General features: G+C 29.8%; 12 protein-coding genes. 5 read left to right on the forward strand and 7 right to left on the reverse strand.

The features are described 5' to 3' along the window. Window positions 1–150: 150 nt before the first annotated feature. Window positions 151–1,146, forward strand: coding sequence for a site-specific tyrosine recombinase/integron integrase (xerA, locus tag ACR0P1_RS05595; protein ID WP_432645426.1), 996 nt, complete (start codon window positions 151–153; stop codon window positions 1,144–1,146). A 135-nt stretch (window positions 1,147–1,281) separates the two neighbouring features. Here the strand turns inward: xerA and leuS are convergent, their stop codons facing one another. Beyond that, entirely contained in the window at window positions 1,282–4,137 is a 2,856-nt protein-coding gene (leuS, locus tag ACR0P1_RS05600) for a leucine--tRNA ligase (protein WP_432645427.1), read from the reverse strand. A gap of 10 nt (window positions 4,138–4,147) precedes the next feature. Beyond that, window positions 4,148–4,936 carry an NAD+ synthase gene (locus ACR0P1_RS05605; RefSeq protein ID WP_432645437.1) on the reverse strand — a complete coding sequence of 263 codons (789 nt, stop codon included), beginning with the start codon at window positions 4,934–4,936 and terminating at the stop codon, window positions 4,148–4,150. A 254-nt stretch (window positions 4,937–5,190) separates the two neighbouring features. Here ACR0P1_RS05605 and ACR0P1_RS05610 point away from each other — a divergent pair, with 254 nt between their 5' ends. Then, window positions 5,191–6,201 (forward strand): ArsA family ATPase, encoded by a 1,011-nt coding sequence (locus tag ACR0P1_RS05610; protein ID WP_432645428.1) that lies wholly within the window; start codon window positions 5,191–5,193, stop codon window positions 6,199–6,201. 357 nt (window positions 6,202–6,558) lie between these two features. On the opposite strand, the gene ACR0P1_RS05615 is transcribed toward ACR0P1_RS05610, so the two are convergent. The 4 genes from ACR0P1_RS05615 to ACR0P1_RS05630 all read right to left on the reverse strand — a co-directional run bounded on the left by ACR0P1_RS05615 (window position 6,559) and on the right by ACR0P1_RS05630 (window position 13,198). Beyond that, the gene (locus ACR0P1_RS05615) at window positions 6,559–9,357 is read right to left on the reverse strand and encodes an MSCRAMM family protein (RefSeq protein WP_432645429.1); all 2,799 of its coding nucleotides are present in this window, start codon (window positions 9,355–9,357) and stop codon (window positions 6,559–6,561) included. Window positions 9,358–9,483: 126 nt separating this feature from the next. Continuing rightward, on the reverse strand, window positions 9,484–10,125 hold the full coding sequence (locus ACR0P1_RS05620) for a cobalt-precorrin-7 (C(5))-methyltransferase (RefSeq protein WP_432645430.1): 642 nt from the start codon (window positions 10,123–10,125) through the stop codon (window positions 9,484–9,486). Between the two features lie 80 nt (window positions 10,126–10,205). Next, window positions 10,206–12,332, reverse strand: a complete 2,127-nt coding sequence (locus ACR0P1_RS05625; protein ID WP_432645431.1) for a phage holin family protein — start codon at window positions 12,330–12,332, stop codon at window positions 10,206–10,208. Next, complete coding sequence (locus tag ACR0P1_RS05630) at window positions 12,329–13,198, reverse strand: metallophosphoesterase (RefSeq protein WP_432645432.1); 870 nt, start codon at window positions 13,196–13,198, stop codon at window positions 12,329–12,331. Before ACR0P1_RS05630 ends, ACR0P1_RS05625 begins: the two co-directional genes overlap by 4 nt. An 80-nt stretch (window positions 13,199–13,278) precedes the next feature. Here ACR0P1_RS05630 and ACR0P1_RS05635 point away from each other — a divergent pair, with 80 nt between their 5' ends. The 3 genes from ACR0P1_RS05635 to ACR0P1_RS05645 all read left to right on the forward strand — a co-directional run bounded on the left by ACR0P1_RS05635 (window position 13,279) and on the right by ACR0P1_RS05645 (window position 16,015). Next, the gene (locus ACR0P1_RS05635) at window positions 13,279–14,469 is read left to right on the forward strand and encodes a redox-regulated ATPase YchF (protein WP_432645433.1); all 1,191 of its coding nucleotides are present in this window, start codon (window positions 13,279–13,281) and stop codon (window positions 14,467–14,469) included. A 204-nt stretch (window positions 14,470–14,673) separates the two neighbouring features. Continuing rightward, a complete protein-coding gene (locus tag ACR0P1_RS05640) occupies window positions 14,674–14,988 on the forward strand; it encodes a TIGR04076 family protein (RefSeq protein WP_432645434.1) in 315 nt (104 codons plus the stop codon). A 13-nt stretch (window positions 14,989–15,001) separates the two neighbouring features. After that, window positions 15,002–16,015 carry an SLC13 family permease gene (locus tag ACR0P1_RS05645; RefSeq protein ID WP_432645435.1) on the forward strand — a complete coding sequence of 338 codons (1,014 nt, stop codon included), beginning with the start codon at window positions 15,002–15,004 and terminating at the stop codon, window positions 16,013–16,015. 52 nt (window positions 16,016–16,067) lie between these two features. Here the strand turns inward: ACR0P1_RS05645 and ACR0P1_RS05650 are convergent, their stop codons facing one another. Beyond that, on the reverse strand, window positions 16,068–16,466 hold the full coding sequence (locus tag ACR0P1_RS05650) for a C-GCAxxG-C-C family protein (RefSeq protein WP_432645436.1): 399 nt from the start codon (window positions 16,464–16,466) through the stop codon (window positions 16,068–16,070). Between the last annotated feature and the right edge of the window lie 66 nt (window positions 16,467–16,532).

Below are 16,532 nucleotides of genomic sequence, written 5' to 3' on the forward strand. Positions count from 1 at the left end.
ATTATATGCGGATAAAAAGATTAATTTAATCCAAATTCAAAAAGAAAATTTTGAAAACTTTAAAAAAGGTCTTCTCCAGCAAATGTTTAATAATATGCCATTGCTTTTTAAATTTAATATAATTATTAATGAATAATTAAATTATTTCTTATGAGGACTAAAGTAATTAATTTAATAAAAAATAAAATAGAGCCGTATTTAGATGAAAATCAGTCTGTTAAATTAGAAAACGTTTTAATTTCAGTTTTGAATGAATATAATATCTCGGAAAAGGTTTCAAATTCTTCAACTTTGGATGTTAATGCAAATCATGATTTGTTGGATAATTTTCTTTCTGCTAAAAGAGTTGAGGGTTGTTCTGAACGTACTATTATTTATTATCGTACAACTATTTTTAAAATGCTTGATGAAGTTGGACTTAAAATTGAAGATATTACTACTGATGATTTGAGAAAATATCTTGCAGATTATAAAAATAAGAATAATGCGTCTAAAAGCACTATTGATAATGTCAGAAGAGTATTATCAAGCTTTTTCAGTTGGCTTGAAGATGAAGATTACATTTTAAAGAATCCGGTTAGAAGAATTCGCAAAATCAAAACCAAAAAAGTTGTTAAAGAAGTTATTAGTGATGAGAATTTTGAAATTTTAAGAGATTCCTGTACTAATATTAGAGATTTGGCAATGATTGAACTTTTAGCTTCAACTGGTATACGTGTAGGTGAACTTGTAAACTTAAATATTGATGATGTACTATTTAATGAAAGAGAATGCGTAGTATTAGGTAAGGGTGACTCTGAACGTATTGTTTACTTTGATGCAAAAACAAAAATTCATCTGTTAAAATATTTGGAATCTAGAAATGATGATAATCCTGCATTATTTGTATCATTTAAAAAACCATATAATCGACTAGGAATTAACGGAATAGAACGTAGAATACGAGAGTTAGGCCATGAGGCAAATATTAAAAAAATTCATCCTCATAAATTCAGAAGAACAATGGCAACCAATGCTATTGACAAAGGAATGCCAATAGAACAAGTACAAAGACTTCTTGGCCATGTTCAAATTGATACAACAATGCAATACGCAATGGTAAACCAAAGCAATGTAAAAATAGCTCATAGAAAGTACATTGGATGATAACAGAACTGAAGTTTCCCATGTTAAAAACAATGTTTTTTATTATGGATGAAAATAGTAGATTTACTCTAATTTAAAAAGTAGGATGTAAAAACAAGAAAATTTTTAAAAAAAGAAAAAGGTTGGAATAATAATTTATTCCATAAATATTGCAGGTTTATAAGGCATTGCATTTTTAGCCTTGTTTTGTGGGTCGTAAGAATCATCAGTATGAATGATAACTTCGTTTCCACATTCTTCTTTGATATAATCAATAGCATCAGCTAAAATTTCTGCTTCGTTGATTTTACCAATATATTTTGTTTTAGTTATCTCTTTACCGATTTTTTTAGCTACCATTGCTATTTCTTTTTTATCATCGTGGATTTTAGCTCCAATAGCTCTGCCCATAATTTGTCCGATGTCTGGTTTTCCAACTTCATCGGCTATTTTGTATAATTCCCATTTCCACTCAGATGCAAGGTAAATGTGGACTTTTTCAATGTTTTCTCCAACCATCTGTTTGATGTGTGCAATATCTTTAATGATGTTTTCTACTAAGTCTTCTGATTTTTCAATTTCAACACTTACGAGCTCTTCATTGTATTCAGGCCATTTAGCTTCACTTACAAATCCAACTCCTCCATAGGTTGCCCATAATTCTTCTGAGGTATGTGGTGTAAATGGTGCAAGGAGTCTAATCCAAGCTTCAAGAACTGTTGATAAAACATAGATTACTCCTGAGTCTTGAGCATCAATGATGTGTTTTACTCTGTATAAGTAGTGATCCACATCTTTTTTAAGTAAGAATAAAGAATCTTGTAGTGCTTGTCTTGTTTGGAAGACTTCTAATGCTTCTGTTGCATTTTTAATATGTTGGTTAAGTTGACTAATTATCCATAAATCAATAGTCCTTGTTAGTTCAACTTCTTCAATGTTACTTAAATCTAATGGTGAACCTTTGATTTCTTCAACTTTTGCAGCAAATTCTTTAAACCATTCAAGTCTTCTTTTTGTTCCGAGAACTTCTTTTTCTCTCCAGTCAAAGTCTTGCCATGGTTCAGCAGATGCCATTAAGAAAAGTCTTACAACATCAGCACTGTAATCACGGATAGCATCTTTAAGCAATATTACATTTCCTTTTGATGAAGACATCTTATTTCCTTCTAAAAGACCCATACCAAAGACTACAGTTCCTCTTGGCCATTTGTCTTCTGGATAAATAGCACTGTGGTGGAACATTAAAAAGCTTAAGTGGTTACCTACAAGGTCTTTTGCAGACAATCTCCAGTCAAGTGGGTACCAATAGTTAAATTCATTTTGAATTTCTTTAACTTTTTCCTCAGGTACAGTGATTTCTCCAGAATCTTCGTTTAATAGGACTTTATCAAAGAAAGCGAAGTTCAAGTCATCAGGGTTCATGTCTTTTAAGTATTTTGCAATGGTATAATAAGACATATATAGGGTAGAATCAGTTAAAGGTTCGATCAACCATTGATTATCCCAAGGAAGTCTGGTTCCAAGTCCTACTTTTCTAGAGCATGCCCAGTCATCTAACCAGTTCAAGTAATATTCGAAATTATTTTTAATCTCTTTTGGAATAACAGTTTCGCCATCAAGAACTTTTAAGGTTTTTTCAGTCCATTCTTCATTACCATATTTCATGAACCATTGGTTATCCATGATTTTGACAACACAATTGTTACCACATCTACAGACTACTGGTCTTTCAGCAAAGTCATACATGATTGTAGCCCTATTGTCATTGATTAATTTTTCTTTTAGTTCTTCACGAGCAAAACGTACTTTCATGCCTCCAAAATCAGGTATGGATTCGATAATTCTACCTTTACTGTGTTGAGCTTTGTACATTTCGTTAGTAGCTTCATGTAATCTTTCATCGTTTTGATCAGTAATTCCAAGCTTTTCAATAATGTCTTTAGCTGGGATTTCTCCGTATCCTTTAAGAGTACATACTGGAATTGGGTGAACATTTTCAATAATGCCTTCTAAGTTATATTTAGCTATTAATTCAGCATTATTTTTTAAATCTTTGAGTGCTATGTAATCTGCAGGCGCATCTGCAGGTTCAGAAAATACGACTCCACTTCCGTATGATGCACTTACAAAACTAGCTGGGAAAATAGGTAACTCTTCGTTGGTAAATGGGTTTTTAGCCATCTGTCCAATTAAATCGTTAGGGTCAATTTCAGATATGATGTCTAAGTTTTTAATTTGATTTTTTAAATTGTAGTGAGCTTCTTTAGTGATAATCCACTTTTCACCATTAACGTTAACTAAAACATATTCAACATCAGGGTTTAACCATATGTTAGTTGCTCCAACGATGGTTTCAGGTCTTAATGTTGCAGTTACAAGAAGTTTGTCTTCAATTGGGAATTTAAGTAAAGTTAATTCATTAACTCCTACTCCTTCACCTTCAAGTAAATCGTGGTCTCCAACTGGATTGTCACAGTTAGGACAGTATTTTACAGGGTGTTCCCCTTTTGCAATCAATCCTTTTTCATGTAATTTGGTAATTTGCCATTCAATGAATTTCTTGTAAGTTGGATCTATTGTTCTAAATTCTCTTCTCCAGTCAATTGAATAACCCATTTCTTCCATTACTTCATGATATTCAGTTGAGAAGTATTTAACAATATATTCTGGGTCTTCTAATTTTGGTAAAGTTTCTTTAGGGACTCCATGCACTTTGTTGTATAAATCGAGGGTCCATGGGTCTTTTCTTTTAATTCTGTCTGCTATTCCAATAACTGGTGCACCGGTTACGTGCCATGCCATTGGGAATAATACATTATATCCTTCCATTCTTTTAAATCTTGCATAAACATCAGGTACTGTGTAAGTACGTCCATGACCTATATGCATTGCTCCACTAGGGTATGGAAAAGCAACGGTAAGATATAATTTTTCTCTTTCGTCTGGGTTTGATTCAAATATTTTTGCATCTGCCCATTTTTTCTGCCATTTCTTTTCAATGTTTTCGCTCACTAAATCACCATTATAATATTATTTTTTTAGGGCTTTCAGGAACTTTGCTTTTATGTTCATTCCTGGTTATTTTATTAATAATCATATCAATGTCATCTACTGAAATATTTAATTTTTCAGCAATTTCAGTATTTTTCATATCTTTCTCAGCGTATAAATAAAGAATCTGATCAAGTAAATCATAGCTCATTCCAATTTCTTTTTCATCGGTTTGATTATCCCATAGTCCTGCACGAGGAGGCTTTTCGATAATTTCCTTTTGGACGTTCATGAATTCACTTAATTTAAATACATCTGTTTTGTATAAATCTCCAATCGGTTCAATGTCACATGCGCCATCCCCATGTTTTGTAAAGTAACCGATTAAGATTTCACTTTTATTGCCTGTTCCACAAACGAGACAATTTTTATGATTAGCATAATAATAAATGATAGACATTCTGATTCTAGCCTTTAAATTACCTATTGCTAAATTATCATTGTCTAATTGAGTTACAGATAAATATTCATTTAAAACACTGTCAATAGCTATTTCTTTATATTTGATTCCTAATCTTTGAGCTACTTCAATGCTATGAATTTTATCTTCTGTTGGTGTGGTGGTGGATGGCAGAGATATTCCAAATACATTTTCTTTCCCGATTGCTTCACATGCAAGATATGCTGCAAGTGTTGAATCAATTCCTCCGCTTAAACCAATTACAATGCCTTTGCTTTTAGTTTCAGACACTTTTGATTTAATAAATTCAACAAGGTTATCTTTTGTTTTTTCACAGTTTAGTTTTGGAATTTCACTAATATTCTCACCAACTTTATCATTTATACATTAAATAATATGTAATTATTAATTTATATATTATAGGGAGTTTTGTATTAAAAATATGGTGAGGATTCAAAAATTATTTTTCTAAGTATTTTCATTAAGAAGTAAAAACTTCATTTTATTTCTATAACTTTTAAAATTTCACGGATTTTTTAGCCAAACTTTATATATTATAATAAATTAAATAACATTAAGTTACTAAAAGTAAGTTTATTAAGGAGGTAAGTTACTTGGCATTTAAAGATTATTTTAAATTTAATAAAGACAAAACTACATTTATTTTTGTTGGTGGTAAAGGAGGAGTTGGAAAAACTTCTGTTTCTTCTGCTACTGCATTATGGCTATCAGAACAAGGTAAAAAAACATTAATTGTATCAACTGATCCTGCTCATTCATTGGCAGATTCATTAGAAGTACCAATTGGAAGTTATCCTCGTGAAATTAAAACTAATTTGTTTGCGGTTGAAATTGACCCTGATGAAGCAATGGCTCAAAAACAAGCACAATTAGAAGCTCAAAAAGCAGCAAATCCATCTGAAGATAGTATGTTGGGGATGGACTTTTTATCTGACCAGTTAGATATGGCATCTTCTTCCCCTGGTGCTGATGAAGCAGCCGCATTTGAAATGTTCATGGGTGTAATGAATTCTGATGAATTTGATGTTGTAGTATTTGATACTGCACCGACAGGACATACTTTAAGATTGTTATCATTCCCTGAAGTCATGGATTCCTGGGTAGGTAAAATGATGATGCTTAAAGCAAAATTAAGTGGAGTAACTAATTCTTTAAAGAAAATCATGCCATTTATGGATGCTGTTGATGATCCTAAAACTTCTGAAGATTTAAAAAGAACCAAAGAACAAATTAACATGGCAAAAAAGGTTTTATCTGATCCTGATAGAACTACTTTTAAGATGGTTGTAATTCCAGAAGAAATGTCTATTTATGAATCTGAAAGAGCATTAGAAGCTCTTGGCAAATATGACATTACTGTTGATAGTGTTATTGTAAATCAAGTAATGCCAGATATTTGTGATTGTGATTTCTGTCATTCAAGGCATAAACTACAGCAAAAACGCCTGGCTTTAATTGACCAAAAATTCCCAAATCAGCACATTGCTGAAGTACCATTATTCAAAGATGAAGTTAAAGGTCAGGAAAAGCTATTAAAATTAGCACATATATTGTATGATGATGAAGACAACGATGAAGTTGTTCAAGATGCTATTCAGCTTTAAAAAATTAAATAAGTTAAAATAATAATTATTTTAACTTTTAACTATCATCATATAATATTTCTTGTAGGCAAAGCGAGAATGTAAATAAAGATAGTGAGTAGAAATAAGAATTTATGAGTATAAATTCACAAATTATGGCGATAATGGATAATAAATATATAATTTTCACTACAAGGGGCATTGTATCAATTGGTCGCTTTCCACTAGCTGATTCTCGCCAACCAGTGCATACAAAGCAAGTTAAAAATATTAATTGCCAATAATCAGCATATTTAGGGTATATTATAGTTATAGCTAATATTACGCTCAATATTGTAATTACCAATAATATAAGTTTATTTTCCCTTTTAATTTTTATCACCTGTTCCAACTTTCATCCCAGTATTTTTGAGGCATGGCAAATGGACTCCAGTATTCATCACTAAAATACTCATATGTTTCAGATTTGGTTAAATTTTTTGTTTTTCCATCGCTAATATAAATTGCGTTATTTCTGTCTAATGTCATATCTTTATTGATCTTTACTTCAATAAAATCATATCCTCCGTTTTTATTGGGAATGTTGTAGACTTTTTTGGATTGTAAGTATCCTGGTCTTGTAAATGCGACTTTATCCATGATTTCATACCAATCTTTTTTCTCAACTATTTCGTCTTTGAATTTTGCACCAGCACTTTGTATAATCGCCATTGTTGTAAATAATTTCATATAATTTGGTATTGATCCTTTTAATATGGGATATACTATACTTATGCCGGAATATAATATTTGGGATAATGGAAGTGAATTTTTTTGAATTATGTTTCCTAAATTGGATATGGTCTCCCAAATACCTTTTATTATATCTTTTGGCATTATTCCAACACCACAACAGTCTTTTGTTGTTTTAAGTGATGATCCTTTATAAACAGAGTCCTGAGCTATAATTACACTAGAAACTCCACTGCTGGTGTTTAATATGATTGCAGATTTTAAATTTGCTTCTGAGAATATGTAAACTATATCTCCTAATTGAGTAATACTGAAGTTATTTTTTAAAATTGATGATAGTACATTTGTCAAGGAGTTTGAACTTTTATCTAGGTATCTATCTGCAACTTTTAATAATGCATATTCTTCTATATTAGGTAAATTAATAGAATTTAATAGGTTAAATAGAATAGTATCATTAGATTTGCCAGTTGTTTCCATACCCATATCAGAATTTAAAATGTTTAAATAGGTGTCTTTTAGGTTTATTCCTCCTAATATTGTCAAAGTATTGCTTCTTTTCCAGTTTACATTTAGTTTTCTAGAGTTGTCATCAGCAATTGTGTCTGCAAGCCAAGCCACTTCAAGAGATGCCAAGTGCATACCATAAACGTTCATCACTCCAAATCTACTTAAATAATTTGGATTTAGTGAAACCCAATTTTCCAAGATTTTTTGAGTTATTTTTTCGTTGATTATTGTGTATGATTGCAGAACCTCGAAACCCATGGCAGTTCTGTAATTTTTATTAAGTCCGTAACTTATGCTTTCTTTTTTTTCAATTACTTCTTTTTCATTGACTTTGAATTTAGTAATGATGCATTCGTCTGATACATCTCCTACAATGGAATTTTTAATATCGTTAAATGTAGTGGGGGTATTTGTATTTGTGAATCTAATTGATTCTGCTTTGTAATCTTCATAATTGAAGTTGGAAATGTTTTTTCCATATAATGTAGATAAACTGTATTTTAATCCGGAATCATCAAAGCTCAATGTCTGAAAGTTAACTTTTGCAGTTATCTTATCATTTTCCATGTAAGTTAATGTTTCACTTTGTCCTTGGCTTTTACTTGCATAAAATCCGAACAAGGCAGTATTGTCCTTAGTTTCACTTTGATAATCGATTTGGGTGTAATCATTAACTTTAGAAATTACTATTCCTCCTGATGTTAATTTTGCCCGATTTTTATCAATTTTTACGTCACTTCCATCAAAAGGTACAAGATAGTAGTAATTATATTTAAGTTGTATAGAATTTGTACTTTTATTGGATGTTGTTGTGAATGTGTAGATTTTATCGTTAATTTGGATGTTAAATATCTCACTTTTGGGCATTTTTATGATTCCATTAACTCCAGATTTAATGCAGTAAATTGTGTTGTTATTCACTAAATTGGTGGTAACATTAACATAGTCTGGAATTAATGTGGTATGAACATATTGGCTTGTTTTTATGATTTTATTTATGGTGATTTTATTGGTATTTTTTAATCCTGCATATTCGGTTGTTATTGTGTGCTTTCCAACCTCTAAATTAATGTTTAATGTTGCAATTCCATTTTTATTAGTTGTTTTTGAATAAGTTTTTCCATTGAGCTTAAATATAACTCTTTGATTCGGATAGACCTTACCATTGCTATTGAATACTTTTACATTAAAATTACCATCATTTCGATTGGTTATGGTCAGGTCGTTAGTTGCAATTAAACTATTTATGGTTATGGTTTTGCTAACGGTTTCAGAGGTCTTTGGATTTATGATTGATATGGTGTATTTTCCAGGTTTTAAATTAATAGATAATTTTCCAATGCCTTTGGTGTCTGTCTTGACGGAATAATATTTATTATTCAATTTAAATTTTACAACTGTGTTTTTCAATACACTTCCTTTTTTACTATAAAATGTGGAGGTGTATGGTGAGGTATTTTTATAATATTTTTTAAGGTCATTGGATTTTATTGTACTTTTAATCATAATCGTGCTCTTTTTAGAGATTGATGCATATTTGCTAGTTTCCACAAATTTTGTTGTTATTGGATAATTTCCACTTGCTAAATTAATTGTAAGGTATGCATTACCTTTGCTATCAGTTTTTTTAGTGTAAACCTTATTTTTAACGGTAAATTCTACTTTTGCATTTGATATGGGTTTCTTGTTCTTGTTTGTTATCGTTGTTTTAAATCTACTTCCATCTTTATAGTACATTTTTAAGTTAGGAGCAGTTATTGTAACTTTATCTTTTTTAACAGTTTCCTTGTTAACACTTAATTTAGATAATTTCTGAGTTGAATCAGATTGTGCTTGTTTTATAATAGTTTCATTTTTTGTATCTGCTGCTGATACTGCAGTAATTAAAAAAAGAAATAATAAAATGAAACATGTGGTGTTTATTTTCGCATTCATGATATCTACCTTAATGTCAATTTTTGTCAAATCGACGATTAAAGTTTGATATATGAAGTATATAATCTTTGATTTTTAAAATAAATAGTAAATAACTTTTAAAATGAATTTTAAGCATAAATTATCTTAATAGATAATCATAATGCACATGTATGTAAATTCACTTTGAGCAATATCTTTTAAAGTAGCTTCAACAATATTTTCATCTGTATAACTTAATCTTTCACAAACTACAACTCTTCTGTTTTCATCAATGCCATTGTCAAGTAAAAATTGAGCCATGTCTTTTACTTTTCTTGAAGGAAGAGCTATTGTTGCTTTTCCATTATTGATGACTGGTAGGATATCCTCTATGTTTTCCCTGCCATGGAATGTCATTATATTAGCGTTGTCCCATTGAATATGGCATTTTGCAGCTGCAAGTTGTAAGGAGCTGATTCCTGGAATAACTTCAATATCTTTTTTAGGTAATCCTTTTTCTTTTGAAATTTTTAAAACTGTATTCAGAACGCCTGAAAAACCAGGATCTCCAGTTGATAATATTGATACTGTGTTTCCATCGCAAGCGAGTTGGACACCTTCTTTTAGTTTATCTAAAAGATTCTTCACGTTAAAAGAAATTTTATTTTGAATATTATCGAATAACTCAATTGCCCTTGTGCTTCCAACAGTATAATCACTTGTTTTCACGGTGTCAATGGCTTTTTTAGTTAAGTATTCAGAGGCACCAGGGCCAATCCCAATAATAAAAATTTTTCCAGTAGGCATGTTTTCTTATTTATTTAAAATTACTATTAATAGTTACTTTTTAGTTGCAAAAGTCATTTAGATATTCTATAATAATATTTTTATTTTTCAGAATCTAATTCTTCTATCTTATTTTTTAGGAATTTATAAATTGAAGATGCTCCAATTAACTCTCCGGGATCATCCCATTGTGATGGATATAATATAAATGGTCTGGTCTGATCTCCTCCAAGACCTCCATGGCTTCCAATCAATTCTTCAAATGCATTTACTTCATCATGTTCTTCATCATAGTAACCATTTACCATTATGTCTGGCATGTTATTAAATGAGTTTTCTCTTTTTAGATGTTTTGCAGCGTTTTTTCCATAATTTGATAATGGATTTTCACCAACTATCTTATTACTATCTAAATAATAAATTCCATTTTCTCCTATAACCATTCCACCGTTTATCATCGAATCAACTAAAATAAATCCAATTCCGGGATGTTTTACAAGTCCAGGTATTAATTCAGGGAATAACATTACTATTTCTTCATAAGTTAAGCGTTGTTTCCAACCAGTTAGATATATTAATCCAAGATTTCCGGATCCTAAAACGATTAATTCGGAATTTTTAGCTTTTTTTGTACTTTGTTCAATACTTTTATGACCTGTGATGTATTCAAGGCTATTAGAATATTTTTGTCTTAATTTTAAGTATTGTTCATTTTTAAAGATAATGTTAGGTTTTTTATTTTCAAATTCTTCTATAATATTTTGAATATGGGTATTTTCATCAAATATGTCCTCATAGAAGTCCCCTATTTTCTTTTTAATAATCTTTAATTGTTTATTTTCGGAAATAATTGCATTTCTAAAGTGATCAATATTATATTCATTTCTATAAACTTTTAAATTATCTGGAAGGAATTTTCTAACATAATTTCCAAGTGTTATTCCATATTTTTGTTTAAATGTCGCTCCATTGCTTTGACCATGGTCTGATAAAATAACAAGTTCATATTTCCTATCGCTCATGTCTATAGCATTTGTTAGTTTTTTAAATTGATTGTCAATTTGTTTTAATACTGGCCACACATCTTCATCTTGGGTTCCAGAATGGTGGGCTACTTCATCATACCCCATGAATGTTGCATATGCAGTGTCAATTTCACCTTTTAATATTTCACTGGTCAAAATATCTGTTGTAACTTCTCTAAGTATTACATTAGCACCTGCTCTTACAGCAGTATAAACTATACTTCTTTTAAGTCTTGGGTGGATATTTTTTATGAAATGTTTTATTTGTGATTTTAATTCAATCAGCATATCCCATAAAAATAATGTAAATATTCTTTGGTAGTTATAACTATCTAAAAATACTGTATTTAGGCTCTTATTGTTAATTTTTCTGATGGTTCCTAATTTTGAGGAAGTTAGTGGTGCATTTTTACTATCGCCTGAAAACATATTACTGACACTTATTCCATCAATAAGTAATCCTTTTCCGTTAGTTATCTTTTCTTCTATTAACGGAGCATGACTTAATTTTCCGGATACGATTATCTGATTATTATTTTCTTTGTTAACCCATCTGTAGGCTACAATGTTCTCATTGTTTCCATGCAATATTCCGGCTTGACTTGCTCCTGTTTGGGAAGACAAGTCTGTTTCCCATTCTTTTAGAGTATGGGTGTTTGAATCAATCAATTCTTTAACAGTTGGCATTAAACCATCGTCAATTGCTTTTTTCAAGATATTTATTGATAAACCATCAATTTCAAGCATTATTATCCCAGGATAACTTTTTGAATCAGATTTTTTATTAATAGCATGTTTAACGATATTTTTAAGATGTTTATTGTAATAATTGGTGTTTGTTAGGTTTGTCACAACTGTTGTTACTATTGACAGGATGATAGGAATCTTTATTGATGCATAAAATCCAACTTCAACATTTGGAATAAAGTAACAAGCAATATAAAATATTATTGCATTAATAAAAATAGTACCAATGCCTAAAGTTTGTATCATAAACTTCATGAAAAATCGCTTAAAAATTGGCCATAGCAATGCATTAACTATTGTTGTTGAAATAATTACTAAAAATGCATAGTACCATAGACCTATTGAAAAATCACTATCTATTTTGGATATTAATATTAAAACAAGTGCATTGACTAGAATTAGTAAAATAATATTACTTGTATTTTTAATTGAAGTTGTGATGTTATTGAGGTTCATTTTATATCAATTTTTTGTTTTTTATTTGTTTTTAATGTTATTATTGTAATTTCAGGTTTACAGTTTATTCTCATACGGAATGAGTTTGTTCCAAGTCCTTTACTTGTATATTGCATCATGTTTCCAACTTTATAAAGGCCAACAGGATATTTTCTTGAGTTCGGTCCTCTAAAAGGGGTTGTTTCAAATTTTGGAATTATGAATTGCCCACCATGTGAATGACCTGAAATTTGCAAATCAAATTTATTTGTCTTTGATGATTCTTCTGCAAAATCTGGCTCATGGACTAATAAAATACTTGGAGTATTTTTTTTCATTTTAACTAAAACCTCATCGAGATTATCTGCACAAACAGTACAACTGTCAACACCGCAAATATTTAAGAATTCTCCTTCTTTTTCAAGAATATGAACGTCATTGCTTAAATCTATGACATTGGATGCTTTGAATATGTTTCTTACTTCTGAGGCATCCATCCAGTGGTCATGATTTCCTAAAACTCCAAATTTTCCGTATCTTGATTTTAATTTTTTAAAGGAATCGGTTAATGATTTTTCATAGCCTTTTGTTATGTATGAGAAATAGTCTCCAGTTAATGTAATCAAATCAACATTCAAAGTATTGACGTAATCTATAAGTTCATTTAAGTATTCTGGATTAATCCATTGGCCTAAATGAATGTCTGTTAGATTTAAAATTCTAAAGTTATGAAAATTCCATCCTAGATTGTCTAGTTTAATGTCTATCTCGACTAAATCGATTTTACTAACTTCAAACTTCTTGTCTGGAAGTGAATATGTCATAGCATCTTGAATTCCTTGACGAATTTTCATAGCTGGAGGTTGGTCAATATCATCATTTTTCATTAAGATAATATATGCATTCTGAAACTATTTATAATTTTAAAAACATACATTAAACTGTTATAGATTATTAAGTGATTATTATGCTTCAAATTGCAGTTTGTGGAAAACCGAATGTAGGAAAATCCTCTTTTTTTAATTCAGCAACAGCATCTGCTGTAGAAATGGCAAATTATCCATTCACAACAATTGATGCGAATAAAGCTGTTGCTCATGTAATTAAGGATTGTCCATGTAAAGAGTTAGAAGTTACTTGTAATCCTCATAATTCAATTTGTATTGATGGAAAAAGATTGCTTCCAATTGAATTAATAGATGTTGCTGGTCTCGTTCCGGGAGCACATGAAGGAAAAGGATTAGGTAACAAATTTTTAGATGATTTAATGCAAGCTAAAGTTTTTATTCATGTTATTGATGCTTCAGGTTCAACTGATATTGAAGGAAATCCGGTTGATCCGGGAAGCCATGATCCATTAGAAGATATCCAGTTTTTAGAAGAAGAAATTGTAATGTGGATGTATGGAATTTTATCAAAAAATTGGGTAAGACTTATAAGAAAAGTTGGTGCTGAACATTTAGATATTTCAAAAGTATTATTTGATCAATTATCTGGTACTGGAATAACTATTGAAGATATTATTGAAGCTAAAAGGAATGTTGAACCAGATTACAACAAATGGGAAGAAGAAGATTTAATTGAGTTGACAAGAAATATCTTAAAAATAGCTAAGCCAATGATGGTTATTGCAAATAAAGCAGATTTACCAACTTCAGCTGCTAACATTGAAAGAATAAAGGAAAAATATCCATATGTAATTCCAACTTCAGCAGAATCTGAAATTGCACTTGTAAAAGCATCAGAAGCAGGTTTGATTTCATATATTTCAGGTGATGATCATTTTGAAATTTTAGAATCTGATAAACTAAATCCGAATCAACTTAAAGCATTAGAATATATTCAAACTAATATTTTAGATAAATATGGAAGTACTGGTGTTCAAGATGCATTAAATTATGGTATTTTTGAATTACTTGATAGGATTGTTGTTTATCCTGTTCAAGATGAACATAAATACACAGATCAAAAAGGTAATGTTTTGCCAGATGGGTTTTTAGTTCCAAATGGTGCAACTCCTCGTGAATTAGCTTATATTGTACACACTGATATTGGTGATAAATTCATGCATGCTGTTGATGCAAGAAAAAACATGCGTGTAGCTAGTGATTATGAGTTAAAAGATGGAGATATTATTAGCATCGTAACAAGAGGTTAATTCCTCCTTTTTATTATTTTTAAGTATATTCTTTTTTATTTTCCATAAGAAATTCTTTATTTTAATTAATAGCTGTGAGTAATAGTTAGTTTGACTTGAAATTTAATTCTGATAAGTTTAATAGTATTATTTTTTAAAAAAAATTTAAAAGATTTTTGTAAATGTGAATATCATTAATGGTAGTAAATAGGATTTGAGGATATTATGAAAAAAGTAAGAATTACGGTCATGAGAAAAGTCAGGCATAATGATTTAATCGAGAAATATGAAAACCCACTGGAGCATGAATGTGATGTAGAAGAGGGTCAAGTATTTATTGCAAACGGATGGTTAAAACCAGATAATTTCTGTGACAGTGCGTGGGAAAGTCTTTCACCTTTCGTATTGGCATTATCTTGTGGTGCTAGTGATTTTTATGATGGTTGGATGAAAAATAAAAAATCCGCAATGATATCCTGTAATGATGGTTTTAGGCCTGTAAGTTTTCTTTTGGAAACTTTAGATGAGGATGCAGAGTAATAGTGGGCATATTATGGTTAATATTGTAGATAAGAGTTTTATTTTTTTTAAAAAGGAAATTGTATTTTCTATATCTTTAATATTAGCTATTGTATCTTGTTTTTTTGTTAAACCAAGTATTGATTACTTAAATTATATTAATTGGAACACAATAATCTTACTTTTTATAATAATGGTTATTGTAGAGATTCTTAAGAACTTGTCTGTTTTTGAAATATTGGTTCGTAAGTTATTGACTAAAGTTGGAAATACTCGTGGGCTTGTTTTTATACTGGTTTTTATTTGTTTTTTTAGTTCTATATTTATTACAAATGATGTTTCATTAATTATATTTGTACCATTTTCTATGTTGGCATTAAAAAAGGTTAATCGTGCTGATTTGATAATATGGACTGTTAGTTTACAGACTATTGCTGCCAATGTTGGATGTATGATTCTTCCTATTGGGGCTCCTCACAATATTGTGATGTATACTATTTTTAATATTCCATTTGCATCATTTTTATCATTATTATTGCCGTATATCATTGTATCTGTAGTATTTTTAGTAGTATTGTTATTGTTGGTTCCAAAGGACAACATTACTTTACTCAAAATGGATAAAGCTGAAGTTGTAAGGAAAAATTTCTTTAAGAGGATTTTATTTGGTGTTGATTATTATTTACTTTTAACATTCATTGCATTGTTCATTTTAATTGGTAATTTGGAAAATATCTCTTTTTTCAATTTATTATTTACAAAATGGATTGTGGGAAATGAAGTTTTAGGTGGTGTGATTGCATCTCAGGTAATTTCTAATGTTCCAGCAGCAATTCTTCTTAGTGGTTTTAGTACTAATTATGAAGCAATTATTGTTGGAATTAATATTGGTGGCTTTGGAACTCTCGTTGCATCTATGGCAAATATTATTTCTTATAAAATTATTGTTCGTGAGTATGATGGATTTAAAATGAAATATTTGGCAATATTTACAGTTTTAAATGTTATTCTATTGGTTGTATTGTTGAGTTTTCATGTTTTAATTTAAAATAAGAACTTTTAAAATGTTTGTTTAGTTTAAAATTATTAAAAAGTTGAGATTATTCATCCCATAAATCTGCAACTTTATTTGCAATGAATACGCAACAATCAACACATGGGGATTTATCTTTCCCGTTATCTGTTATTGTACCACAGCACACGCTTCCATATTCATCTTTAAATGAATTAAAAATCTCTTTTGCATTTTCTTTAATCTTATCAGGGTTGTCTAAAATTAATCCATTTGCAATTAAGGCACCAGTTACAGCACCACATGTTCCTTCATCAAATGTTCCACCTATTCCTCCTGCAAATCCACAAGCTATTTTACACATTTCTGCTTCACTTATGGGATATTCAGCAGTTTCACAAAGGCCCATTAATGTTGATTCAGAGCAACTTTTAGAATCTCTGTATTTTCTAATTTTTTCCTCTAATTTTTTTTTATCTAATTTCATAATTTAATCTCCTTTAATAATTGTATAAATATATAAATTAAGAATTTAAAATAATTATTTATTAAA

Origin of the sequence: Methanobrevibacter sp. (genome assembly GCF_050872065.1) — an archaeon.
In the GTDB taxonomy this organism is placed as follows: Archaea; Methanobacteriota; Methanobacteria; order Methanobacteriales; family Methanobacteriaceae; genus Methanocatella.

Excerpts from the sequence above, each read along its gene's own strand:
- ACR0P1_RS05650 (WP_432645436.1), bottom strand. The coding sequence starts at position 16,466 with ATGAAATTAGATAAAAAAAAATTAGAGGAAAAAATTAGAAAATACAGA.
- ACR0P1_RS05645 (WP_432645435.1), top strand. The coding sequence starts at position 15,002 with ATGGTTAATATTGTAGATAAGAGTTTTATTTTTTTTAAAAAGGAAATT.
- ACR0P1_RS05615 (WP_432645429.1), bottom strand. The coding sequence starts at position 9,357 with ATGAATGCGAAAATAAACACCACATGTTTCATTTTATTATTTCTTTTT.
- ACR0P1_RS05625 (WP_432645431.1), bottom strand. The coding sequence starts at position 12,332 with ATGAACCTCAATAACATCACAACTTCAATTAAAAATACAAGTAATATT.
- ACR0P1_RS05620 (WP_432645430.1), bottom strand. The coding sequence starts at position 10,125 with ATGCCTACTGGAAAAATTTTTATTATTGGGATTGGCCCTGGTGCCTCT.
- ACR0P1_RS05640 (WP_432645434.1), top strand. The coding sequence starts at position 14,674 with ATGAAAAAAGTAAGAATTACGGTCATGAGAAAAGTCAGGCATAATGAT.
- ACR0P1_RS05630 (WP_432645432.1), bottom strand. The coding sequence starts at position 13,198 with ATGAAAAATGATGATATTGACCAACCTCCAGCTATGAAAATTCGTCAA.
- ACR0P1_RS05635 (WP_432645433.1), top strand. The coding sequence starts at position 13,279 with ATGCTTCAAATTGCAGTTTGTGGAAAACCGAATGTAGGAAAATCCTCT.
- xerA (WP_432645426.1), top strand. The coding sequence starts at position 151 with ATGAGGACTAAAGTAATTAATTTAATAAAAAATAAAATAGAGCCGTAT.